Source organism: Campylobacter sp. CFSAN093259, from assembly GCF_012889985.1.
Taxonomy (GTDB): Bacteria; Campylobacterota; Campylobacteria; order Campylobacterales; family Campylobacteraceae; genus Campylobacter_D; species Campylobacter_D jejuni.
On record NZ_CP040617.1, the window covers coordinates 495428 to 519777 of the forward strand.

Below are 24350 nucleotides of genomic sequence, written 5' to 3' on the forward strand. Positions count from 1 at the left end.
ACTCTTGCATTTTTTTTTATTTGTAATATACTTAAAAATAAAAATAAAAATAAGTATTTTAAAGGACTAAAAATGCAAATTACTTATACCTTAACAGATGAGTCTCCAGCTCTTGCGACTTATTCGTTTTTGCCTATAGTGAAAGCTTTTTTAAGTAGGGCACATATAGGAGTAAAAACCTCGGATATTTCTTTGTCTGGAAGGATTTTAGCTACTTTTAGTGAGTATTTAAAAGAGGAACAAAGATGTGAAGATGCTTTAGAACTTTTAGGTGAGCTTGTCAAAAGATCGGATGCAAATCTTATTAAAACCCCAAATATTTCAGCTTCTATTCCTCAGCTTAAGGCGGCGATTAAAGAATTGCAAGATAAGGGTTACATGTTACCAAATTACCCAGATGAGCCAAAAAATGATGAAGAATTGCAAATTAAAACAAAATATCAAAAAGTTTTAGGTTCAGCGGTTAATCCTGTATTAAGACAAGGAAATTCAGATCGTCGTTCAACAAAAGCGGTAAAAGATTATGCAAAAAACAATCCTTATCGTGTGGTTGAGTTTAATCCAAACTCAAAAACTCGTGTTTCTTACATGAAAGAAGGGGATTTTTTCTCTAATGAAAAAGCGGTTTTAATCGATCAAGATTGTGTGGCTAATATAGAATTTACAAGCGTTGATGGTAAAAAAGAAATTTTAAAAGAGGGCTTAAAACTTGAAAAAAATGAAATTTTAGACGCTACTTTTATGGATGTGCAAAAACTTCAGGAATTTTATGCAAAAGAAATTAAAGCAAGCAAAGATGATGATGTGCTTTTTTCTTTGCATTTAAAAGCTACAATGATGAAAGTAAGTGATCCTATACTTTTTGGTTATGCGGTAAAAGTATTTTTTAAAGAATTATTTATCGAATTTCAAGATGAATTTGAAAAATTAGGCATTAATCCAAATAATGGTTTAAGTGAGCTTTTAAGTAAGATCGAAAATTCAAGCAAAAAAGATGAAATTTTAAAAAAATACAATGAAATTTTAGCTAAATCTGCAGATATTTCTATGGTAAATTCAGATAAAGGCATTACAAATCTTCATGTTCCAAGCGATGTTATCGTTGATGCTTCTATGCCTGCAATGCTTAAAAATGGCGCAAGATTGTGGGATAAGGAAGGTAAGGAAAAGGACACAAATGCCGTAATTCCTGATCAAACTTACGCAACTATTTATGAGGCGGTTATTGAAGATTTGCATAAAAATGGTACTTTAAATCCTTCAAAACTTGGCAGTGTATCTAATGTAGGTTTAATGGCTAAAAAAGCTCAAGAATATGGATCGCACGATAAAACCTTTGTGGCTAAAGAAGAAGGAACTTTTAAAATAGTTTCTAACGGTAAAGTTTTATTAGAACATAAGGTTAGAAAAGGTGATATTTATAGAGCTAATCAGGCTAAATTTGATGCAGTGTTAAATTGGATTGATTTAGGTATAGAAAGATCAGAACTTAGTGGAGCCGAAGCTATTTTTTGGTTAGATAGCAAAAGAGCTAGTAATAAAATCATGATAACTTTGGTACAAAATCGTTTAAAAGAAAAGGGTAAAAATGTAGCCATTTTAACTCCAAAAGAAGCTTGTTTAAGAAGTTTAGAGTTAATCCGAGAAGGTAAAGATGTTATTTCTATCACGGGTAATGTTTTAAGGGATTATTTAACCGATCTTTTTCCTATTTTAGAGCTTGGAACAAGTGCAAAAATGCTTTCTGTTGTGCCTATGTTAAATGGTGGAGCTATGTTTGAAACAGGAGCAGGGGGTTCAGCACCTAAACAAGTAGAACAATTAGTCGAAGAAAATCATCTGCGTTGGGATAGTTTGGGTGAATTTTTGGCTTTGCAAGCAAGTTTGGAATTTTATGTAAATAAGTGTGGCAATCATAAAGCTAAGGTTTTAGCAGAATGTCTTGATGAAGCTATAGGAGAATGGCTTGAAAATAATAAAGCTCCATCAAGAAAAGTCAAAGAAGATGATAATAGAACAAGTCATTTTTATTTAGCAATGTATTTTGCAAATCATTTAGCAAGACAGGCAAGTGATATGGAGCTTCAAAGCTTTTTTAAAGATATCGCCCTAGAGCTTTCTTCTAATGAAGAAAAAATCAGAGCCGAATTTAACGATGCACAAGGTGTGAAAGTGGATTTGGGTGGGTATTATAAATTTGATGATGAAAAAGCAAATAAAATCATGCGTCCAAGTGCAACTTTTAACGCTATTTTAGAAAAAATAGGACAAAGATGAAAATCACTGTTATAGGGGCTGGCAATGTAGGTTCAAGCGTAGCTTATGCTTTGATTTTAAGAGAAATAGCAAATGAAATTGTTTTAGTAGATATTAACGAGGATTTGCTTTACGCAAAAGAACTAGAGCTTACTCAAAGCATAGCTGCTTTAAATTTAAATATAGATTTACTTTGCACTAAAGATTATACTCATACCAAAAATTCAGATATAGTGCTTTTTAGTGCAGGTTTTGCTAGAAAAGATGGGCAAAGTAGAGAAGAATTGCTTCAGTTAAATACAAGCATTATGCTTGATTGTGCTAAAAAAATTAAAGATTTTACAGAAGATCCGCTTTTTATTATTTTAACTAATCCTGTGGATTTTCTACTTAATACTCTTTATGAAAGCGGGATTTTTTCATCAAAGAAAATTATAGCCATGGCGGGTGTTTTAGACAATGCAAGATTTAAGTATGAACTTGCCAAAAAACTTAATGTCAAAATGTCAAGAGTGGATACAAGACTTATTGGTTTTCATAATGATGATATGGTTTTGGTAAAATCTTACGCAAGTGTTAAAAATAAAAATATAAGCGAATTTTTAAATGAAGAAGAATTTGAGGATTTAGAAAATGAAGTTAAAACAGGTGGAGCTAAAGTAATCAAACATCTTAAAACTTCAGCTTATTTGGCCCCTGCTAGTGCTTGTATAAGAATGCTTGAGTCTATAAGAAGTGGCGAGTTTTTACCTATGAGTGTGATTTTACATGGAGAATTTGGAGTGCAAAACAAAGCCTTGGGAGTTATGGCAAGATTAGGACTTGAAGGTGTGATTGAAATCATGAGAATGGATCTTAGTTTGCAAGAAAAAGACAAATTAGAAAAATCTTTAATCAAATATCAATATAAAGGAGAATAAATGAACATACATGAGTATCAAGCAAAAGCAATTTTTGTAGACAATGGCATCCCTACCTTAAAGGGAAAAGTTGCATTTAGCGTAGATGAAGCTGTGGCTAATGCTAAAGAATTAGGCGGTAGTGTTTGGGCAGTTAAAGCTCAAATTCATGCAGGAGGCCGTGGTCTTGGTGGTGGTGTTAAAATCGCTAAGAATTTAGATGAGGTAAAAGATTATGCAAGTAAAATTTTAGGAATGAATTTAGTAACTCATCAAACAGGACCTGAAGGCAAACTTGTGCAAAAACTTTATATAGAAAGTGGTGCTAATATAGTAAAAGAGTATTATTTGGCTATTTTGTTTAATAGAATGGCAGAGCAAATTACCATTATCGCTTCAAGTGAAGGAGGGATGGATATAGAAAAAGTAGCCAAAGAAAGTCCTGAAAAAATTGCAAAAGTAGGTATTGATCCACAAATTGGATTTAAAATGTTTCATGGACTTGAAGTAGCGAGAGTTTTAGGACTTGATAAAGATGAAGGCAAAAAACTCATTTCTATGTTAGCTAAACTTTATAAGCTTTACATGGATAAAGATATGAATATGCTTGAAATCAATCCTTTAATTAAAACTGCAGAAGGGGATTTTTATGCCCTTGATGCAAAATGCAGTTTTGATGATAGTGCGCTTTATCGTCATCCTGAAATTGCTGAACTTAGAGATATTACTGAAGAAAATCCTGCTGAAAGAGAAGCGGCTGAATTTGGCTTAAGCTATGTGAAATTAGATGGAGATGTAGCTTGTATGGTAAATGGTGCGGGTCTAGCAATGGCAACTATGGATATTATTAATTATAGTGGTGCAAAACCTGCAAATTTCTTAGATGTAGGTGGGGGAGCTTCTCCAGAAACTGTTGCAAAGGCTTTTGAAATTATTTTAAGAGATAAAAATGTAAAAGTTATATTTATCAATATCTTTGGTGGTATTGTTCGTTGTGATAGGATAGCAAATGGAATTTTAGAAGCTACTAAGAATGTTGAGGTAAATATTCCAATTGTAGTGCGTCTTGATGGCACTAACGCAGCAGAAGCAAAGACAATTTTAGATAATTCAAATCTTAAAAATATCAAAGCATCAACCAATCTTAAAAACGGTGCAGAGCTTGTAAAAAGTTTAGTAGGATAAGGATGGAAAATGAGTATATTGGTTAATAAAAATACAAAAGTAATAGTTCAAGGTTTTACAGGTAAAGAAGCAACTTTTCACGCTGAGCAATGCATGGCTTATGGTACAAATATAGTTGGAGGTGTCACCCCTCATAAAGGCGGACAAACTCATTTAGGTAAACCAGTTTTTGATACCGTTGCAGATGCGGTTAAAGCAACAAAGGCTGATGTGAGCTTGATCTTTGTCCCTGCTTTTGCTGTGGGTGATAGCGTGATTGAAGCAGCTGATGCGGGTATTAAGCTTGCAGTTGTAATCACCGAGCATACGCCTGTAAAGGATATGATGTTTGCTAAGCAATATGCCAATAAAAAGGGTATGAAAATCATTGGACCAAATTGTCCAGGTATTATCACTTCTGAAGAATGTAAGTTAGGTATTATGCCAGGTTTTATTTTTAAAAAAGGTTGCGTGGGGCTTATTTCAAAAAGTGGAACTTTAACTTATGAAGCTGCTAATCAGGTAGTTCAAGGTGGTTATGGAATTTCTACTGCAGTAGGAATTGGTGGTGATCCTATCATAGGTCTTGCTTATAAAGAACTTTTAAGTGAATTCCAAAAAGATGATGAAACTAAAGCTATTGTAATGATAGGTGAAATTGGTGGTAGTTTGGAAGTGGAAGCGGCTAAATTTATTAAAGAAAATATTAGCAAACCTGTGGTAGCATTCATTGCAGGTGCAACTGCTCCTAAAGGCAAAAGAATGGGGCATGCAGGTGCCATAGTAGGAAGTGCTGATGAAAGTGCTGCAGCTAAAAAAGAAGCTTTAAAAAGCTATGGAATTCATGTGGTGGATTCTCCGGCTTTGATTGGTGAAGAAATTCAAAAAATATTAGGTTAATAAAGGAAAAAAACATGAGTATGACAGCTCCAAAAGATACCCCTGTTTGGGTAGATGAGCATAGATGTAAAGCATGTAATATTTGTGTTAGCTATTGCCCCGCTGGGGTTTTAGCTATGCGCGATGATGTGCATGCGGTTTTAGGACAAATGATAGAGGTGGTACACCCTGAATCCTGTATAGGCTGTACCGAGTGTGAGACACATTGCCCTGATTTTGCTATTATGGTGGCAAAAAGAGAGGAATTTAAATTTGCCAAACTTACTGCTGAGGCTAAAGATAGAGCTGTAGCCGTAAAAAATAACAAATACAAAAAATTAGCATAGGAAAAATAATGAGAGAAGTTATAGCAACAGGTAATGTTTTAATCGCCAAAGCTGCGATTGATTGTGGATGTAAATTTTTTGGAGGTTATCCTATTACACCAAGTTCTGAAATTGCACATGAATTAAGCCATATGCTTCCTGCAAATGATGGAACTTTTATACAAATGGAAGATGAAATTTCGGGTGTAAGTGTGACTATTGGTGCTGCTATGAGTGGCGTAAAATCAATGACCGCAAGTAGTGGTCCTGGAATTTCTTTAAAAGCAGAGCAAATAGGACTTGCATTTATTGCTGAAATTCCACTTGTTATTGTAAATGTTATGCGTGGTGGTCCTTCAACAGGTCTTCCAACAAGGGTGGCTCAAGGGGATTTATTTCAAGCAAAAGCACCAACTCATGGGGATTTTGCAAGTATTGCTATTGCTCCTGCAAGTCTTGAAGAAGCTTATACAGAAACCATTAGAGCGTTTAATTTAGCTGAAAAATATATGACTCCAGTATTTTTACTTATGGATGAAACTGTAGGGCACATGAATGGTAAAGCGGTTTTACCTGATTTAAAAGATATTAAAATTTATAACCGCAAAAAATTTGAAGGAGACAAAAAGGATTATAAACCTTATGCAGCAGGAGAAAATGAGCCTGCAACTTTAAATCCTTTCTTTACAGGTTATCGCTATCATGTAACCGGACTTCATCATGGAGATATAGGTTTTCCAACAGAAGATGGAGCCACAGTGAAAAAAAATATGGAAAGACTTATAGGTAAAATTAAAAACAACCAAGATGATATTTGTACTTATGAAGAATATATGCTTGATGATGCTGAATTTTTAATCATTGCTTATGGAAGTGTAAGTCGTTCAGCAAAAGAAGCTATACAAAGATTAAGAGAGCAAGGGATTAAAGTGGGACTTTTCCGTCCAATTACTCTTTATCCAGTGGCTGAGAAAAAAATTGCTGAGGTTGTAAGCAAATTTAAAAAGGTAATGGTAAGCGAGCTTAATATGGGACAGTATCTTGAAGAGATTGAAAGAGTAACTTCGCGTCGCGATTTTATTAGTTTGCACCGTGCAAATGGTCGTCCTATCACTCCAAGTGAAATTATTGCTAAGGTAAAGGAGAATATATAAATGGCTTTTAATTATGATGAATATCTAAGAGTAGATAAAATGCCTACTCAATGGTGTTGGGGATGTGGCGATGGTGTTGTTTTAAAATGTATTATCCGCGCGATAGAAAAACTTGGTTGGAATATGGATGATGTTTGTCTTGTTTCGGGTATAGGTTGTAGTGGCAGAATGAGTTCTTATGTAAATTGCAATACAGTTCATACTACTCATGGTAGAGCTATTGCTTATGCAACAGGCATAAAACTAGCCAATCCTAGCAAACATGTTATTGTAGTAAGTGGCGATGGTGATACTTTGGCAATTGGTGGAAATCATACCATACATGGTTGTCGCAGAAATATTGATTTAACACATATTGTAATCAATAATTTCATCTATGGACTTACAAATTCTCAAACAAGTCCAACTACTCCAAAAGGTTTTTATACAGTAACAGCTCAATTTGGAAATATCGATCCAAATTTTGATGCTTGCGAATTAACTAAAGCCGCTGGAGCTTCTTTCGTGGCAAGAGGAAATGTTATTGAGGCAAATAAATTAGAAAATTTAATTTATAAAGCTTTAGCACACAAAGGTTATAGCTTTGTTGATGTTTTCTCAAATTGTCATATTAACCTAGGTAGAAAAAATAAAATGGGTGAAGCAGTGGCTATGCTTGATTGGATTAAAAATCGTGTTGTGGATAAGTCTAAATTTGAAAGTATGGATTTTGAAGAAAGAAAAGATAAATTCCCAACAGGTGTTTTATATGAAGATAGCACGCAGCCAGAATATTGTCATGCTTATGAAGAAGTGCGTCGTGCAGCCAAAGAAAAAAGAATGGTTGATTTAGGAGCCTTAAAATGAAATATCAATTAAGATTTGGTGGTGAGGGTGGTCAAGGTGTTATCACCGCAGGAGAAATTTTAGCAGAAGCAGCCATTAAAGAAGGTCGTCAAGCTTTTAAGGCTTCTACTTATACTTCACAAGTGCGTGGCGGTCCTACTAAGGTGGATATTATCATTGATGATAAAGAAATTTTATTTCCTTATGCTGTAGAAGGGGAAGTAGATTTTATGCTTTCGACTGCAGATAAGGGTTATAAAGGTTTTCGTGGGGGTGTAAAAGAAGGAGGTATTATAGTTGTAGAGCCAAATTTAGTACATCCTGAAAGTGAAGATTATAAAAAATGGCAAATTTTTGAAATCCCTATTATTACCATAGCTAAAGATGAGGTAGGAAATGTGGCTACTCAATCAGTTGTTGCACTTGCAATTGCTGCTTATATGAGCAAATGTATAGATTTAGATGTTTTAAAAGAAACTATGCTTCATATGGTTCCTGCAAAAACTCGTGATGCAAATGCTAAAGCTTTTGATCTGGGTGTAAAATACGCCACTCAAGCAAAACCATATTCATAATAAATTCCGCATCATGCGGAATTTAACTTCTAAAATTTTACACATTGCAAATAAAATTTAAATTTTAATTATTTTATTTAGCTACTTTTAACGATTAAAATTTTATAATCAAAAACTTATATTTTCAAGGAAAATTAATGGATTTTTTTGATGAAATGTTTAATAAAACTCCAAAAGAAAAATTTATAGAAATTATACAAAATGGAAATTTAGGAGCCTTAGAAAAAGTTTTTGAGGAATTTTTTGCTGATCATATTGCTATGGTGGAACTTTTGGAAAAACAAGGTCTAACAGAAATGGATGTAAAAAATTTCATATTAGAAAATGGTGATTTCATAGAAGAAAGGCAAAATGATATTTATATAGAATTGGGCGCAAAAATTTTAGGACACGAAGGCTAAAATTGTTTAAAATAAGCCCCTATTTAATTTGTATTTTTTTTATTTTTAGTAATGTTTTAGCATCTGAACCAACTTTTGATTATACTTATAAATTTATACTTAAAAAAGATGAGAGAGCTAGTGTGCAGATTAAAGAAATAGGCTATGAAGATAAGGTGCAAAATTTTGATTTTTATTGGACTTTGTTTGATAATACTAATATCATCGTACATTCGAAATTTCGCAAATATCCGCGTCAATTTGTGATGAGTTTAAGAAGAAATTTAGATTGGGTAACTCAAACTTTAATACCTGATTATACCAATCCACACATTGATAGAGCAAGACTTATTTTAGAATTTAGTGGTTATAATAAAGGTTTGGCAACTTTTACGGTTTATATAGAAGATAAGGAATCTCGCTTAATGGTAGAATTTTTAGATCCGAGAAAAAAAGCTTTACAAAATCCACCGCAAAATAATCAGGTTGTTCCTATGATTAATTTTAACGAACCTCAGGTAAAACCATTAACAAGCAAAGAAAATAATAATAGCAATTAACAAGGAAAAGATAGTGCAAAAAATAGATGAATTAATAAAACAGTTTTTAGAAGAACTTGGCTATGAACCTATTTTAAATATGCTTTCAAATGTAAAATCAGGAAAGAAATTACGCTCTAAATTATTATTAGCTATCGCAGATGAGAGTGAGATTGCTTTTAAAATTTGTGCAGCTATAGAATTGATACATCTTGCTAGTTTATTACATGATGATATTATCGATGAGAGTGAATTAAGGCGTGGGGCAAGATCTGTTAATGCTGAATTTGGTACAAAAAATGCTCTTATGTTGGGCGATATTTTGTATTCAAAAGCCTTTTATGAATTAAGTAAAATGGATGCTAGATTTGCAAGTATTATTTCAGACGCTGTTGTAAAGCTTGCTATAGGCGAACTTATGGATGTTGATTTGGGAGAGAAATTTAATATCAATAAAGAAGCTTATTTGAAAATGATCTATAATAAAACAGCTGTTTTGATCGAAGCAAGTGCGAGATGCGGAGCTATTTTGGCTGGATTATATGAAAAAGATTTTGCAGAATATGGAAAAAATTTAGGACTCGCTTTTCAGATGATTGATGATATTTTAGATATTAAGAGTGATGAAAAAATTCTTGGAAAACCTGCTATGAATGATTTTAAAGAGGGTAAGACTACCTTACCTTATATTTATCTTTATGAAAATTTACAAGAACAAGATAGGATATATTTGCAGACTTTATTTAAAAAAGATTTAAATGAAAATGAAAAAGAGTGGCTAAAAACTAAATTTGAAGAACAAAAAGCTTTAGAAAAAGCTATTTTAGAAGCTAAAACTTATGCAAAAAAGGCTAGTAAAGCGATTGAAAAATATGATAATAACAAGCTTAATGATATTATTAAAGCTATGATAGATAGGGAATTTTAATGTATTATTGTATATCTTTTACTCATAAAAATACAGATATTGCCTTAAGGGAAAAGTTAAGCTTTTCCAATGAAGCTAAAAAAAGTGAGTTTTTAAAAATCATTAGCACTCATGAAAATATTGAAGAATGTTTGGTTATAAGTACTTGCAATCGTGTTGAAATTGTTGCTTTTGTAAAAATGGCCTGTGCGGAGTTTATTGTTAAATCTTTGGCTTTACTTTGTGATGTTGATAAAGATATTTTACTTGAAAAAGCTGATATTTTTGAAAATAGTGGAGCAATCCACCATCTTTTTTCTGTAGCAAGTTCTTTGGATAGTTTGGTGGTTGGAGAAACTCAGATAGCAGGACAATTAAAAGATGCCTTTGCTTTTGCTGTAAAAAATAATTTTTGTGGAGTACACCTTTCAAGAGCAGTACATAGTGCTTTTAAATGTGCTGCTAAGGTACGCAATGAAACTCAAATTTCTAAAAATTCTATTTCTGTAGCTAGCGTTGCCGTGGCAAAAGCAAAAGAACTTGCAGATTTAACGCAAAAAAAAGCTGTTGTTATTGGAGCTGGAGAGATGGGAGAACTCGCGGCAAAACATTTAATTGCTGCGGGTGCTAAGGTGATTATTTTAAATCGTGATTTACAAAAAGCTAAAGATTTGTGTGAGAGACTTGGTGTTTTAAGCGAATATGATAGTTTAGAAAATTTAAAAAAATATTTAAATCAATACGAGTTTTTTTTCTCAGCTACCAATGCACCAAATGCTATTATTACAAATTCTTTAATAGAAGAACTTTCTTATAAAAGGTATTTTTTTGATATTGCAGTTCCAAGGGATATTGATATCAATGAAAATGAAAATATATCTGTTTTTGCTGTAGATGATCTTGAAATTGTGGTTCAAAAAAATTTAGCACTAAGAGAACAAGAAGCTCGTATGGCTTATGGGATAATAGGTCGTGAAACAAGTGAATTTTTTAGGTATTTAAACGATTTGGCTTTGATGCCTATTATCAAAGCTATACGCTTGCAAGCTAAAGAATATGCAGATAAACAACTTGAAATTGCGTTAAAAAAAGGATATTTGAAAAAATCTGATAAAGAAGAGGCTAGAAAGTTGATTCATCAAGTTTTTAAGGCTTTTTTACACACGCCTACTATGAATTTGAAACATTTACAAGGTAAAATGCAAAGCGATACAGTGATTAATGCTATGCGTTATGTTTTTGATTTGCAAAATAATCTTGAAGGTTTAAATCAATATAAATGTGAATTTGATATGGAGAATAATGATGAGATTTACTAAATTTTATGCACCAAGTTTAAAAGAAGCGCCAAAAGATGCGAGTTTACCTAGTCATATTTTTTTAACGCGTGCAGGTTTTGTAGAACAAATTGGTAGCGGACTTTATAATTTCTTGCCTTTGGGAAAAAGAGTTTTAGATAAGATTAAAAATATAGTTAAAGAAGAAATGGATAAGGCTGGAGCACAAGAAGTAAATCTTAGTTTTATCACTCCTGCAAGTTTGTGGCAAGAAAGTGGGCGTTATAATGTTTTTGGAAAAGAACTTTTGCGTTTTAAAGACAGAAAAGAAAATGAATTTGTTTTAGGTCCAACACATGAAGAAGCTATGCTTTCTTTGGTAAAAAACAAAATCACAAGCTATAAACAACTTCCTTTGCATTTATATCAAATTGGACTTAAATTTCGTGATGAAGCAAGGCCTAGATTTGGGCTTTTAAGATGTCGTGAATTTCTAATGAAAGATGGATATAGTTTTCATGCTAATGAAGAAGATTTAGGGCGTGAGTTTGAGCTTATGTATAAAACTTATTCTCAAATTTTACAAAGAATGGGGCTTGATTTTAGAGCAGTTGAAGCTGATAGTGGGGCTATTGGTGGAAGTGGCTCTAAGGAATTTATGGTTTTAGCAAAAAATGGGGAAGATGATATTTTAATTTGTGAAAATTGTGATTATGCGGCTAATGTTGAAGCTGCAAAAAGAGCTAAAAAAACTTGTCAAGATGAGCGTCCTGAAGCAAATTATGCAAGTAAATTTCACACTCCAAATATTAAAACTATAGATTCTTTAGCACAATTTTTTAAAATTAATGCTTTTTATACGATTAAAGCAGTGGTAAAAAAAGCTATTTATGAAAATGAAAGTAAATTAGTTGTGTTTTTTATAAGAGGAAGTGATGATTTGCAAGAGGTTAAGGCTCAAAATGCTTGCAGTGCCCTTGAACTAGTCGATGCGAGCGAAGAAGAATTGGAAAAAGCTGGCTTAGTAGCTGGTTTTATAGGTTTTGTGGGATTAAAAGATATAGATTTTTATATAGATTTTGAGCTTGAAAACGAAAAGCAAATGATTATGGGTGCGAATGAAAAAGATTATCATTTAATCGGTATTGATGTTGTAAATTTAAATAAAGATCGTTTTAAAGATTTGATTGAAGTTAAAGAAGGGGATTGCTGTGTTAAATGTGGAGCAAAATTAAAACAAAGTAAAGGTATAGAAGTAGGCCATATTTTTAAGCTAGGACAAAAATATTCCAAAGCGATGAATGCAAATTTCTTAGATGAAAATGGCAAAAGTCAGCCTTTTTATATGGGATGTTACGGCATAGGTGTTTCACGCTTGTTGGCTGTAGCTATTGAAGCAAGTCATGATGAAAAAGGATGTATTTGGAATAAAACTTTAGCTCCTTTTGTGCTTGAAATTATTGTTTCAAATCTCAAAGATGAAAAGGCTTTAGAATTTGCCAATAAGCTTTATGAGGATTTAACTAATCTTGGATTAGAAGTCTTGCTTGATGATAGAAATGAGCGTTTTGGGGTTAAAATGAATGATTTTGAACTTATGGGTTTTCCTTATGCGTTAGTTATTGGCAAGGGATTAGAAAATAATGAAATAGAGCTTATCCAAAGAGAAGATTTGGTAAAAGAACTTATAAAAACTGATGAACTTATGGAAATTCTTAAAAAGAAAGTGTTATGAATTATAAATTAAGTTTAAGTCCTTTATTTGTACTTGAAATTATTGCAAGTATACTTTTTATAGTGTTTTTTGGTTTTGGTAATTTTTTATTTTTCATACTTTTGAGTATGATTTTTGGTGCGGTTTTATTGGGAATTTTTTGGAAAAATATGCTTGAATTTCAAATGGGTGGCTTAAAGGATATGTTAACACAATTTTCTTTTGTTATCGCAGGGTTTTTACTTGTTTTTCCAGGGATTATTACAAGTGTTTTTGGAATTTTTGTATTTTTCTTTGGTATTGCTTTGAAATTAATAACTAAATCAAAATATCAATACACCAAGCAAGAGTATCAAAATTCTAATGAAGAAATTATTGATGTTGAAATTATAGAGGATAGAAAATGAAGCTTATTATTGCAACAAGAAAAAGTCAATTAGCTCTTTGGCAAAGTGAACATGTAGCCCAAATTTTAAAAAATACACATCAAATTGAAGTGCTTTTAGAAGGTTTTAAAACAAAAGGCGATGTTTTGCTTGATTCTCCTTTGGCAAAAATTGGTGGTAAAGGACTTTTTACAAAAGAACTTGAAGAAAGTATGTTAAGAAAAGAAGCACATTTAGCAGTGCATAGTTTAAAAGATGTGCCTAGTTTTTTTCCTCAAGGTTTAGTTTTGGCAGCGGTAAGCAAAAGAGAGCAAAGCAATGATGCTATGCTAAGTCAAAATTATAAAGATTTTCTTTCTTTACCAAAAGGTGCAAAAATAGGCACTACTAGTCTTAGACGCAAGATGCAGCTTTTATTATTAAGACCTGATTTAGATATTATTTCTTTGCGTGGTAATGTCAATTCTCGTATAGAGAAATTAAAAAATAATGATTTTGATGCGATTATTTTGGCAATGGCGGGAATTAAACGCTTAAACTTAGATAAGCAAGTGAATTTTGTTTATGAATTTAGCAAAGATGAGCTTATTCCTGCGGCTTCTCAAGGAGCTTTAGGTATTGAAAGCATAAATGATGAAAAAATTTTAGAACTTTTAAAATGTTTAAATGATGAAAATGCTTTGATTGAAACAAGCATTGAAAGAGAATTTATTGCTACTTTAGAAGGAGGTTGTCAAGTTCCTATAGGTATTAACGCAGAGCTCTTGGGAGATGAAATTTGTGTGCGTGCGGTACTTGGACTACCCGATGGAAGTGAAATTTTAAAAGATAAGAGAATGATTAAAAAGAATGATTTTAAAGGTTTTGGAGAGAGTTTGGCTAAGGAGTTTATTGCTAAAGGTGCTAAAGAACTTTTAAAAAAAGCTGAGAGTATGATATGAAAGAATTTATTCAAATTTTAAAAGAAAATGATCTTTTAAGGGTAATTGAAGAACCTGTAGATGTAGATCTTGAAATCGCTCATTTAGCCTATATAGAAGCTAAAAAAGGAGAAAAAGGGAAGGCTTTATTATTTAAAAATCCTATAGATAAAAAATTAAATAAACAATATAAATTTCCTGTTTTGATGAATACTTTTTGCAATGAAAAGGCTTTAAATTTAGCTTTTGGACGTGATTATGAAGAGGTGGCTGAAGAAATTTCAAAACTCACCAAGCTTCATATTCCTACGAGTTTTAAAGCAAAAATGGATTTTTTTATGAATTTGTTAAGTTTTAAAAATATTCCTCCTAAAAGACTGAAAAAAAATAAAGCCTTGTATGATTATGAAATTTTAAACTCACTTGAAGAACTTCCCATACTAAAAACTTGGGAAGATGATGCGGGTAAATTTATTACCATGGGGCAAGTTTATACACAAAATTTAGATAAAACTCAAAATAATCTTGGAATGTATCGTTTGCAAATGAGTGATAAAAATGAACTTTTAATGCATTGGCAAATTCATAAAGATGGGGCAAATTTTTATCACGAATACAAAAATGCTGGTTTTAAAAAAATGCCTGTAAGTATAGCCATAGGTGGAGATCCGCTTTATATTTGGTGTTCTCAAGCACCTTTACCTAAGGGAATTTTTGAACTTTTACTTTATGGTTTTATTAAAAAAACTCCTGCAAAAATTACTCCTTGTGAAAATGGTATTTTTATACCTTATGATAGTGATGTGGTTATTGAAGGTTATGTGGATTTAGAAGAGTTTAAAATCGAAGGTCCTTTTGGAGATCATACGGGTTTTTATACTCCTGCTGAACTTTTTCCTGTGATGAAAGTAGAAAAAATTTATGCTAAAAAAGATGCGATCTATCAAGCAACGGTTGTAGGAAAGCCTCCTTTAGAAGATAAGATCATGGGGCTTGGTACCGAAAGAATTTTTTTACCCTTGCTTCAAACTTCAGTACCTGATTTAATTGATTATAATATGCCTGAAAATGGGGTCTTTCATAATCTTATCTTAGCAAAAATCGATGCAAAATATCCCGCTCATGCGCAACAAATTATGCATGCATTTTGGGGAGTAGGGCAAATGAGTTTTGTTAAGCATGCAATTTTTGTGGATAAAAATGCACCTTCTTTGAAAGATTATGATGCTTTAATTCCTTATATGTTAGATCGTTTTAATACAAAGAAAATTTTAATTTCAGAAGGAATTTGTGATCAATTAGATCATGCTTCACCTAATTCTTGTTTTGGGGGTAAAGCAGGACTTGATGCTTGCGAAGAAATACAAGTTGAAGAGCTTGAAATTTTAGAAGATGAAAAATTACTAGAACTTTTTAAAACTAAGGTAGAACTTTTAAATTTAAAGCAATTTTATAAAGAAAGTAAAAGTCCTATAGTTTGTATTTTGCTTGATAAAAAAGAAAAAATCGAACAAAGTTTTGACAAACTTTTAGAATTTAAAAAACATTTTAGGATTTTAGTATTTTTAGATGCTGAAAATAAGCTTGAAAATTCTTATATGCTTGTTTGGCGTGTGGTAAATAATATAGATGCTAAAAGAGATATTTTTATCAAAGAAGAAAGACTTGGAGTAGATGCAAGTGCTAAAGGTGAAGCTGAGGGTTATTTAAGAGCTTGGCCTAAGCAAACAGATTGCACTAAAAGCGTGATAGAAGATTTGATCTTGCGTAATATTTTAGAAAATAATCCAGATCTTTTTAATAAATTTGAAATTTTTTAAGATAATTGAGATTTATTTTAAAATTTTGGCACAGTTTTTGCTTATTATTTTTTTATTATTGAAAAATAAAATTTTCTTTATAGGTGTTCATAAATTTATAAATTTGTCGATATAAGCTTTTAACTAGCAATAGGAAATTTTAAAAAGGATTTTAAAATGGAAATATCGAAGGCAAATGGGCAAATGGATACAGCTTTGGCAAACATTAGCCAAAGAACAAGTGAGACACAGGCTAGTTTAAACATTCAAACCGATAGAAGTCAAAGCCAAGGAGGCGATGATGGACAGCAACGAGGTGTGAGTGAAAAGTTAGCTGATATTACAAAAAAGTTAAATGAGCAAATGGATTCTCTAGATACCAATGTTCGTTTTGGTTATAGTGATAAAATCGGTTCTATGTATATTAGCGTGACTGAAAAAAGTACTGGAAGGGAAATCCGTCAAATTCCTAGCGAAGAAGCTATGAGATTAGCTGAGTATTTTAGGGATGTGATAGGAATGATATTTGATAAGGAGAGTTAAAAATGGCATTTGGTAGTCTATCTAGTTTAGGATTTGGTTCTGGGGTTTTAACTCAAGATACTATAGATAAATTAAAAGAAGCAGAGCAAAAAGCTCGTATTGATCCTTATACTAAAAAAATTGAAGAAAATACAACCAAACAAAAAGATTTAACAGAAATCAAAACTAAATTACTAAGTTTTCAGACGGCTGTTTCATCATTAGCTGATGCTACGGTTTTTGCGAAAAGAAAAGTTGTAGGAAGTATTAGCGATAATCCTCCAGCAAGTCTTACAGTTAATTCGGGTGTTGCTTTACAAAGCATGAATATCAATGTTACTCAACTTGCACAAAAAGATGTATATCAAAGTCAAGGATTGGCAAATGACAGTGGTTTTATTAATGCAAATTTAGCTGGAACCACCGATCTTACTTTTTTTTCAAATGGCAAAGAATATACTGTTACGGTAGATAAAAACACAACCTATAGAGATTTAGCTGATAAAATTAATGAAGCTAGTGGAGGAGAGATTGTCGCTAAGATTGTAAACACAGGAGAGAAAGGCACTCCTTACCGCTTAACTTTAACCAGTAAAGAAACAGGCGAAGACAGTGCGATAAGTTTCTATGCTGGAAAAAAAGATGCGCAGGGTCAGTATCAAAGTGATCCAGAGGCAGAAAAAATATTTTCAAATCTTGGATGGGAATTAGATAAAACGACTCAGACTATTGATCCAGCTAAGGATAAAAAAGGTTATGGTATTAAGGATGCTTCTTTGCATATCCAAACTGCGCAAAATGCAGAATTCACACTTGATGGTATTAAGATGTTTAGATCAAGTAATACTGTTACCGATCTTGGTGTAGGAATGACTTTAACTTTAAATAAAACAGGTGAAATTAATTTTGATGTACAGCAAGATTTTGAAGGTGTGACAAAAGCCATGCAAGATTTGGTGGATGCTTATAATGATTTAGTAACCAATCTTAATGCTGCAACTGACTATAATAGTGAAACTGGAACAAAAGGAACTTTACAAGGCATCAGTGAAGTAAATTCAATACGCTCAAGCATTCTTGCTGATTTGTTTGATTCTCAAGTTGTTGATGGAACTACTGAAGATGCAAATGGTAATAAAGTAAACACTAAGGTTATGCTTTCTATGCAGGATTTTGGCTTAAGTTTAAATGATGCAGGCACTTTGAGTTTTGATTCTTCTAAATTTGAACAAAAAGTTAAAGAAGATCCAGACTCTACTGAAAGTTTTTTTTCAAATATTACTAAATACGAAGACATTAATCACACAGGAGAGGTAATTAAGACAGGAAGTTTAAGTAAATATCTTAATTCCAATGGAGGTAATACTAATGGTTTAGCATTTAAACCAGGAGATTTTACTATAGTTTTTAATAATCAAACATATGATTTATCTAAAAATTCTGATGGTACTAATTTTAAATTAACAGGGAAAACAGAGGAAGAATTGCTTCAAAATTTAGCTAATCATATAAACAGTAAAGGTATTGAAGGCTTAAAAGTTAAGGTTGAATCCTATAATCAAAACAATGTTACAGGGTTTAGGTTGAATTTTAGTGGAGATGGTAGTTCGGATTTTTCAATCAAAGGAGATGGTAGCATTCTTAAGGAATTAGGTTTGTCTGATGTAAATATAACCTCTAAGCCTATAGAAGGTAAAGGTATTTTTTCAAAATTAAAAGCCACGTTGCAAGAGATGACTGGAAAAGACGGTTCAATTACAAAATATGATGAGAGTTTGACAAATGATATTAAATCATTAAATACCTCTAAAGACTCGACTCAGGCTATGATTGATACAAGATATGATACAATGGCGAATCAATGGTTGCAATATGAGAGTATTTTAAATAAACTCAATCAACAGCTAAATACTGTGACTAATATGATTAATGCGGCAAACAATTCTAATAATTAAGGATAAAAAAGATGCAAAATAATTTAGCCTATAATGCTTATTCTCAAAATCAAGTGGGGATAGAGTCCCCGCAAAAACTTATTGAAATGCTTTATGAGGGAATTTTGCGTTTTTGTGCAAGAGCTAAAGTAGCCATAAGAAATGAAGATATAGAACAAAGAGTGTATTTTGTAAAAAGAACCACGGCTATTTTTATAGAGCTTATTAATACTTTAAACTATGAAAAAGGCGGAGAAGTGGCACATTATTTAAGCGGGCTTTATACAAGAGAAATTCAACTTTTATCTTTGGCAAATTTAGAAAATAACGAAGATAGAATCAATGAAGTTATAAATGTAACCAAAGGTTTGCTAGAAGCTTGGAGAGAAGTGCATAACAATGAAACAGTGGCTCAGTGATTTTAAACTTGCATTAATCCAAGAAGATGTCAATAAACTTGAAAATTTACTTGATGAACTTGATATGAAAGCTTTTATTAAAAATTTAGCCAAAGAATCGCCTTCAGAAGATTTTTTAAAAGAAAATGCAAATGATGTATTTTATCAAGTTCAAGCTCTTTTGCAAGAAGCTGTTATACTGATTGAACAAAAGAAAAAAACAAAAGCTGTTGAAATTCAAAAATTTCAAAAAGCGTTGACATATTTTAAATCTTAAAAAAGCATAGCGATAAGCCGAGTTCTGTCTTGAATGCTCATTTATCTAGTTTTGTTTTTGCAAACAAAATCAAGCGAAGGGTTAAAACAAAGACGCTAACCATCCCTTCTTGCTGCACATTGGGTTTACATAGCCGAAATTGTTACCAAAATCGCTGGTGGGCTTTTACCCCGCCGTTTCACCTTTTCCACTTGCGTGGTAGTTTTCTTTCTGTTGCACTATCCCTTAGGTTACCCTAGCCATCTGTTAGATGGAATGTTTGTCTTTAGCAGCTCGGACTTTCCTCTCCTAAAAAGAAGCGAGCATTTACTATGCTTTAAATTTGGATTTTAACGTAATTTTACTTATTTTTTCATCAAATAAAATAATTTTATTGTGATATCAATCAAAATTTGATAAAATTGTTTTTTATTTTTTAACAAAGGAAATTTATGGCATCTTATTCAATGGGTGATTTAAAAAAGGGACTTAAAATAGAAATCGATGGAATTCCTTTTAAAATAGTTGAGTATCAGCATGTAAAACCAGGCAAAGGTCCTGCTTTTGTGCGTATTAAAATCAAATCTTTTATTGATGGTAAAGTACTTGAAAAAACTTTCCATGCAGGTGATAAATGTGAAGCTCCAAATTTAGAAGATAAAACTATGCAGTATCTTTATGATGATGGTGAAAATTGCCAATTTATGGATACGCAAACATATGAACAAGTAGCTATTAGTGATGATGATGTAGGTGAGGCGAAAAAATGGATGCTTGATGGTATGATGGTAGATGTGCTTTTCCATAATGGTAAAGCTATCGGCGTAGAAGTTCCACAAGTTATTGAACTCAAAATCATCGAAACAGCTCCAAATTTTAAGGGTGATACTCAAGGATCAAATAAAAAACCGGCTACATTGGAAACAGGCGCAGTAGTGCAAATTCCTTTTCATGTGTTAGAAGGTGAAGTTATACGCGTTGATACTGTGCGTGGTGAGTATATAGAAAGAGCGAACAAATAATACAAAAAAAGCTTTTGGACTATTCCAAGGCTTTTTTAAATTTATATAAAATTTATTTTGTTACTTAATTTCTCATTCCATTCTTAAAAATATTTTTTTAAACTTTTCTTCAATTTAAAATTTCTATAATATTTCTAATTCATATTGTGGAGATGGTTGATGGAATGGTTACTTCTTGCTTCTATACCTTTGATTGTTTTAGGTTTTGCTTTAAAGATTAACCCCTTTTTAGTGGTAACTTCAGTTGGAATTTATGCTGGACTTGTTTCAGGTTTTGATTTTGTTAAGGTTGTTAGTGATATAGGAAAATCTTTTGTAGATAATCGCTATGTTGCTATAATTTGGCTTATTTTACCTTTACTTGCTGTTTTGGAACGCAAAGGCTTAAGAGAGCAGGCTAAAAATTTAATATCCAAAATAAAAGTTGCCAGTACAGGACGAATTTTAATGTGTTATTTTGTTTTTAGACAAGTTACTGCAGCTTTAGGGCTTTTATCTTTAGGCGGACATGCACAGATGATAAGACCTTTAATAGCCCCTATGGCAGAAGCTGCAGCTAAGCTTAAATTTAAAAACTTAACACATAAAGATAGTCAAAAAATCAAAGCTTTTTCTGCGGGAACGGATAATGTTGCTGTATTTTTTGGAGAGGATATTTTTATAGCCGTGCATTCTATTTTATTTATTAAAGCTTTTTATGAGAGCAATGGTATTATTGTTGAGCCATTGCATTTATCAGTTTGGGCTATACCAACTGGAATTTTGGCTTTAATTATCCATTGCTCTAGACTTTATTTATTTGATAAAAGATTGGAAAAAACTTATAAAGGGTTGAGTGATGATAAGTCTTGATTTACTTTATTATATTGTAGGAATTTTATTTTTAGTTTTTGGAATTTTAAGTTTTTCTAATCAAGCTAAAGATATAAAATCAAGAATAAGCGGCGGGGTATTTTGGATAAGTTATAGTTTTACTTTTTTACTAGCAGGAGTTTTGCCTCATTTTGTGATGGGTTGTATAGTGATTTTACTAGCACTTATAGCAGGATTTAATTTATTAAAACCAGCAAAGATCGAAGTTAGCAAAGAAGAAAAAGAATATGAGATAAAACATGCAAATATTTATAAAAATAAACTTTTTATTCCTGCTTTAATGGTTCCTTTGATTACACTTATTGGGACTTTTTTATTTCCCTATTTGAGTTTTTTTGAAAATAAAAATGCTACATTGATGGCTTTGATTATAGGTATAATTATTTCTTCAGTAGTTGCTTGTTTTATGTTTAAGGCTTCTCCTAAAAGAGCTGTTAAAGATGCAGCACATACTATGGATCACATTAGTTGGGCAGCGCTTTTACCGCAAATTTTGGCTACACTTGGGGTAGTTTTTGTTTCTACAGGAATGGGCGATCAAGTATCTAAACTTTTATCTAGTTATATTAGTTTAGATAATGCTTTTATTGCAGTAGCTGTGTATTGTATCGCTATGGCGCTTTTTACTATAGTAATGGGCAATGCTTTTGCAGCTTTTCCTGTGATTACTGCTGCTATTGCTTTGCCGATTTTAATCATACAAATGCATGCAAATCCTGCTATTATAGGAGCGATTGGAATGCTTAGTGGATTTTGCGGAACTTTAATGACGCCTATGGCTGCAAATTTTAATATAGTTCCTGCGGCACTTTTAAATTTGGATGATAAAAATGGCGTAATTAAAGCCCAGTTTATGTCAGGACTTGTTTTGCTTGTGGCTAATATCTTTTTAATGTATTTTTTAGCTTTTAGATTTTAAGGAGAAACAATGGAAAAATTTATAAAACAATTTAGCTTTATTGCACTAGAAAATATTTTTAGAGAATTGCCAAATAAAATTACACATTCTTTTAATGATATCAATGATATTAAACCGCCAAAACTTATGTATCCTATATTTTATGGTTCTTATGATTGGCATTCTAGCGTACATTCTCACTGGCTTTTGGTGAAAATTTTAAAAGATTTTTCTCATTTTGCTCCAAAGGATGAAATCATCAAAGCTCTAGATTCTCAATTTAGCAAAGAAAAAGCAGAAGGAGAGCTTAAATATCTTCAAAACCCTGCACACAAAGGTTTTGAAAGACCTTATGGATGGGGATGGTTTTTAAAACTGACTTTGGAGATAAATTTACTTGCTAAAGAAAATGACAAAGCTGAAATTTGGGCTAAAAATTTAGAAGGCATAGCTGATTTCTTTGTTAAAGAATTTAAGGAGTTTTTACCTAAGATGGATTATCCTATACGAGTTGGAACCCATTTTAATAGCTCTTTTGCTTTGTATTTTGCTTTAGAATATGCAAGATTTAAAAAAGATCAAGAATTGGAGTATTGCATCATCCAAAGTGCTAAAAAGTGGTTTTTAAATGATAAAAATATGCAAGCTTTAGAGCCTTGTGGAGATGAGTTTTTATCTCCTGTTTTGATGGAAGCGGTGCTTTTAAGTGCTGTTTTACATAAAAATGATTTTGTAAAATTTTTTAAAGCATATTTGCCAAATTTAGAAGCAAAAGAGCCTGCAACTTTATTTACCCCTGTGAGTGTGAGTGATAGGAGCGATGGTAAAATAGCACATTTAGATGGGTTAAATTTAAGTCGTGCTTGGTGTTTTAAAATACTTTCAAATTCTTGCGATGAAAATTTAAAAATTCTTTTAAGAAACAATGCTACAGAGCATTTTGATAAAGCCATAGCTCATATAGAAGATGATTATCTTGGGTCGCATTGGCTAGGAAGCTTTGCTTTGCTTGCTATGGATGTGGATATTTTATAAAAAATTTCATAAGATGAGTAAATTTGTTACTAAATAGATATTTTTTAAATTTAGATTTTGTTTTTATGCTTTGAAAAATATATTTTTTGATATTATAAGCCCTATAATATTTTAAAGGATGATAATAGTTTTTTTAATCATCTCTAGTATTATAGTGGCTATTATTTTGGGCTATATTACTAGACATAATGTTGGAATTTTTGCTATGATTTTTGCTTATATTATAGGAGCTTTTTTTATGGATTTAGCTCCTAAAAAAATCATAGCTTTTTGGCCTATTTCTATATTTTTTGTTATTTTTGCTGTTTCATTGTTTTATAATTTTGCAACCGTAAATGGAACTCTTGAAAAATTAGCTGGACATTTGATGTATCGTTTTGCTAATCATCCTTATTTGCTTCCTTTTGTTATTTTTGTGGTTAGTGCTATTATAGCTGCTTTAGGAGCAGGTTTTTATACAGTTTTAGCTTTTATGGCACCACTTACTTTTTTACTTTGCGATAAAATCGGTTTAAGCAAAATTGCTGGAGCTATGGCTATAAACTATGGTGCTTTGGGAGGAGCAAATTTTATGACTTCTCAAAGTGGGATTATTTTTCGAGGATTGATGGAAAATTCAGGCATTGAAGCAAATGAAGCTTTTGTAAATTCTAGTATTATTTTTGCTTTTACTATAATTTTGCCTATTGTGGTATTATCTTTTTTTGTGTTTAATGCTTTTAAAAATAATATAAAAATTAGTGTTATTTCAAAACCTGATCCATTTGATTATAAACAAAAAACTACTTTAATTCTCATGTTTATGATGATTGTTGTTGTTTTAATCTTTCCTGTGCTAAATATTATTTTTCCACATAATGAGACAATTAGTTATTTTAATAAAAAAATAGATATAGCCATGATAGCCATGATTTTTGTTGCCATTGCTTTATTTTTAAAATTAGCCGATGAGAAACAAGTTGTTGCTTTAATTCCTTGGGGAACCTTGATAATGATTTGTGGAGTAGGGATGTTAATTAGCATAGCAGTTGAAGCAGGGGCTATAAAATTATTTTCAGATCTTGTAGAAAATGAGATCAATGTGATTTTTATTCCGTTAATAATGTGTGCTATTGCAGCTCTTATGTCGCTTTTTTCAAGTACTTTGGGTGTGGTTACTCCAGCGCTTTTTCCTATAGTTCCAAGCATTGCTGCAAGCAGTGGATTAAGCGAGGTATTGCTTTTTTCTTGTATTGTTGTAGGGGCTCAAGCTTCTGCTATTTCTCCTTTTTCTTCTGGAGGAAGTCTAATTTTAGGATCTTGCCCTGATAAATATAAGGAAAAATTATTTAAAGATTTACTTATTAAAGCTGTGCCTATAGGATTTATAGCGGCGATTTTAGCTACTATTATAATGAGTTTTATTTTATAAG

25 protein-coding genes and 1 other RNA gene are annotated in these 24350 nt (G+C 31.9%); 25 read left to right on the forward strand and 1 reads right to left on the reverse strand.

The genetic code is table 11. The annotated features are described in order from the left end of the window. The first annotated feature begins 72 nt into the window (after window positions 1-72). From FBF20_RS02615 to FBF20_RS02710, 20 genes are all read left to right on the forward strand, one after another. On the forward strand, window positions 73-2277 hold the full coding sequence (locus FBF20_RS02615; RefSeq protein ID WP_002884524.1) for an NADP-dependent isocitrate dehydrogenase: 2205 nt from the start codon (window positions 73-75) through the stop codon (window positions 2275-2277). After that, window positions 2274-3176, forward strand: a complete 903-nt coding sequence (locus tag FBF20_RS02620; RefSeq protein ID WP_002884523.1) for a malate dehydrogenase — start codon at window positions 2274-2276, stop codon at window positions 3174-3176. The genes FBF20_RS02615 and FBF20_RS02620 overlap by 4 nt, the downstream gene beginning before the upstream one ends. Further along, window positions 3177-4340 carry an ADP-forming succinate--CoA ligase subunit beta gene (gene sucC, locus FBF20_RS02625; protein ID WP_002884522.1) on the forward strand — a complete coding sequence of 388 codons (1164 nt, stop codon included), beginning with the start codon at window positions 3177-3179 and terminating at the stop codon, window positions 4338-4340. Between the two features lie 9 nt (window positions 4341-4349). Then, window positions 4350-5219 (forward strand): succinate--CoA ligase subunit alpha, encoded by an 870-nt coding sequence (sucD, locus tag FBF20_RS02630; RefSeq protein ID WP_002855278.1) that lies wholly within the window; start codon window positions 4350-4352, stop codon window positions 5217-5219. A 14-nt stretch (window positions 5220-5233) separates the two neighbouring features. After that, a complete protein-coding gene (locus FBF20_RS02635) occupies window positions 5234-5545 on the forward strand; it encodes a 4Fe-4S binding protein (protein WP_002884521.1) in 312 nt (103 codons plus the stop codon). A gap of 8 nt (window positions 5546-5553) precedes the next feature. Next, complete coding sequence (locus FBF20_RS02640) at window positions 5554-6678, forward strand: 2-oxoglutarate synthase subunit alpha (protein ID WP_002890287.1); 1125 nt, start codon at window positions 5554-5556, stop codon at window positions 6676-6678. Beyond that, window positions 6679-7524 (forward strand): 2-oxoglutarate ferredoxin oxidoreductase subunit beta, encoded by an 846-nt coding sequence (locus tag FBF20_RS02645; RefSeq protein WP_002818915.1) that lies wholly within the window; start codon window positions 6679-6681, stop codon window positions 7522-7524. It begins immediately after the preceding gene. Next, a complete protein-coding gene (locus tag FBF20_RS02650) occupies window positions 7521-8078 on the forward strand; it encodes a 2-oxoacid:acceptor oxidoreductase family protein (RefSeq protein WP_002812564.1) in 558 nt (185 codons plus the stop codon). The genes FBF20_RS02645 and FBF20_RS02650 overlap by 4 nt, the downstream gene beginning before the upstream one ends. 137 nt (window positions 8079-8215) lie before the next feature. Continuing rightward, window positions 8216-8479, forward strand: coding sequence for a DUF2018 family protein (locus FBF20_RS02655; RefSeq protein ID WP_002854834.1), 264 nt, complete (start codon window positions 8216-8218; stop codon window positions 8477-8479). 2 nt (window positions 8480-8481) lie between these two features. Then, window positions 8482-9018 carry a hypothetical protein gene (locus FBF20_RS02660; protein WP_002855217.1) on the forward strand — a complete coding sequence of 179 codons (537 nt, stop codon included), beginning with the start codon at window positions 8482-8484 and terminating at the stop codon, window positions 9016-9018. 13 nt (window positions 9019-9031) lie between these two features. After that, window positions 9032-9925, forward strand: a complete 894-nt coding sequence (locus FBF20_RS02665; RefSeq protein ID WP_002858511.1) for a hexaprenyl-diphosphate synthase — start codon at window positions 9032-9034, stop codon at window positions 9923-9925. Further along, window positions 9925-11223 (forward strand): glutamyl-tRNA reductase, encoded by a 1299-nt coding sequence (hemA, locus tag FBF20_RS02670; RefSeq protein ID WP_052792835.1) that lies wholly within the window; start codon window positions 9925-9927, stop codon window positions 11221-11223. Before FBF20_RS02665 ends, hemA begins: the two co-directional genes overlap by 1 nt. Next, entirely contained in the window at window positions 11207-12916 is a 1710-nt protein-coding gene (locus FBF20_RS02675) for a proline--tRNA ligase (RefSeq protein ID WP_020837007.1), read from the forward strand. Before hemA ends, FBF20_RS02675 begins: the two co-directional genes overlap by 17 nt. Then, window positions 12913-13302, forward strand: a complete 390-nt coding sequence (fxsA, locus tag FBF20_RS02680; protein ID WP_002854991.1) for an FxsA family membrane protein — start codon at window positions 12913-12915, stop codon at window positions 13300-13302. The genes FBF20_RS02675 and fxsA overlap by 4 nt, the downstream gene beginning before the upstream one ends. Then, window positions 13299-14222, forward strand: a complete 924-nt coding sequence (hemC, locus tag FBF20_RS02685) for a hydroxymethylbilane synthase (RefSeq protein WP_002820769.1) — start codon at window positions 13299-13301, stop codon at window positions 14220-14222. Before fxsA ends, hemC begins: the two co-directional genes overlap by 4 nt. Then, window positions 14219-16021 (forward strand): menaquinone biosynthesis decarboxylase, encoded by a 1803-nt coding sequence (locus FBF20_RS02690; protein ID WP_002867682.1) that lies wholly within the window; start codon window positions 14219-14221, stop codon window positions 16019-16021. The genes hemC and FBF20_RS02690 overlap by 4 nt, the downstream gene beginning before the upstream one ends. Window positions 16022-16177: 156 nt before the next feature. Beyond that, window positions 16178-16543 carry a FlaG family protein gene (locus FBF20_RS02695; RefSeq protein ID WP_002858519.1) on the forward strand — a complete coding sequence of 122 codons (366 nt, stop codon included), beginning with the start codon at window positions 16178-16180 and terminating at the stop codon, window positions 16541-16543. Between the two features lie 2 nt (window positions 16544-16545). Beyond that, a complete protein-coding gene (fliD, locus tag FBF20_RS02700; RefSeq protein WP_002884515.1) occupies window positions 16546-18477 on the forward strand; it encodes a flagellar filament capping protein FliD in 1932 nt (643 codons plus the stop codon). Between the two features lie 11 nt (window positions 18478-18488). After that, on the forward strand, window positions 18489-18875 hold the full coding sequence (gene fliS / locus FBF20_RS02705) for a flagellar export chaperone FliS (RefSeq protein ID WP_002776169.1): 387 nt from the start codon (window positions 18489-18491) through the stop codon (window positions 18873-18875). Then, window positions 18856-19131, forward strand: coding sequence for a hypothetical protein (locus tag FBF20_RS02710; RefSeq protein WP_002776186.1), 276 nt, complete (start codon window positions 18856-18858; stop codon window positions 19129-19131). Before fliS ends, FBF20_RS02710 begins: the two co-directional genes overlap by 20 nt. Here the strand turns inward: FBF20_RS02710 and rnpB are convergent. Continuing rightward, an RNA gene (gene rnpB / locus FBF20_RS02715) (RNase P RNA component class A) lies at window positions 19129-19449 on the reverse strand. The two genes, FBF20_RS02710 and rnpB, sit on opposite strands and share 3 nt — an antisense overlap. Before the next feature lie 113 nt (window positions 19450-19562). Between rnpB and efp the strand changes: the two genes are divergently transcribed. The 5 genes from efp (at window position 19563) to FBF20_RS02740 (ending at window position 24349) form a co-directional block, all read left to right on the forward strand. Further along, window positions 19563-20132 carry an elongation factor P gene (gene efp, locus FBF20_RS02720; protein ID WP_002890292.1) on the forward strand — a complete coding sequence of 190 codons (570 nt, stop codon included), beginning with the start codon at window positions 19563-19565 and terminating at the stop codon, window positions 20130-20132. Window positions 20133-20291: 159 nt separating this feature from the next. Beyond that, complete coding sequence (locus FBF20_RS02725) at window positions 20292-20984, forward strand: DUF969 domain-containing protein (protein WP_002856730.1); 693 nt, start codon at window positions 20292-20294, stop codon at window positions 20982-20984. Beyond that, a complete protein-coding gene (locus tag FBF20_RS02730; protein WP_002858607.1) occupies window positions 20971-21924 on the forward strand; it encodes a DUF979 domain-containing protein in 954 nt (317 codons plus the stop codon). Before FBF20_RS02725 ends, FBF20_RS02730 begins: the two co-directional genes overlap by 14 nt. A gap of 9 nt (window positions 21925-21933) precedes the next feature. After that, window positions 21934-22938, forward strand: a complete 1005-nt coding sequence (locus FBF20_RS02735) for a DUF2891 domain-containing protein (RefSeq protein WP_002890294.1) — start codon at window positions 21934-21936, stop codon at window positions 22936-22938. A gap of 118 nt (window positions 22939-23056) precedes the next feature. Further along, entirely contained in the window at window positions 23057-24349 is a 1293-nt protein-coding gene (locus tag FBF20_RS02740; RefSeq protein ID WP_168952599.1) for an SLC13 family permease, read from the forward strand. Window position 24350: the final 1 nt, after the last annotated feature.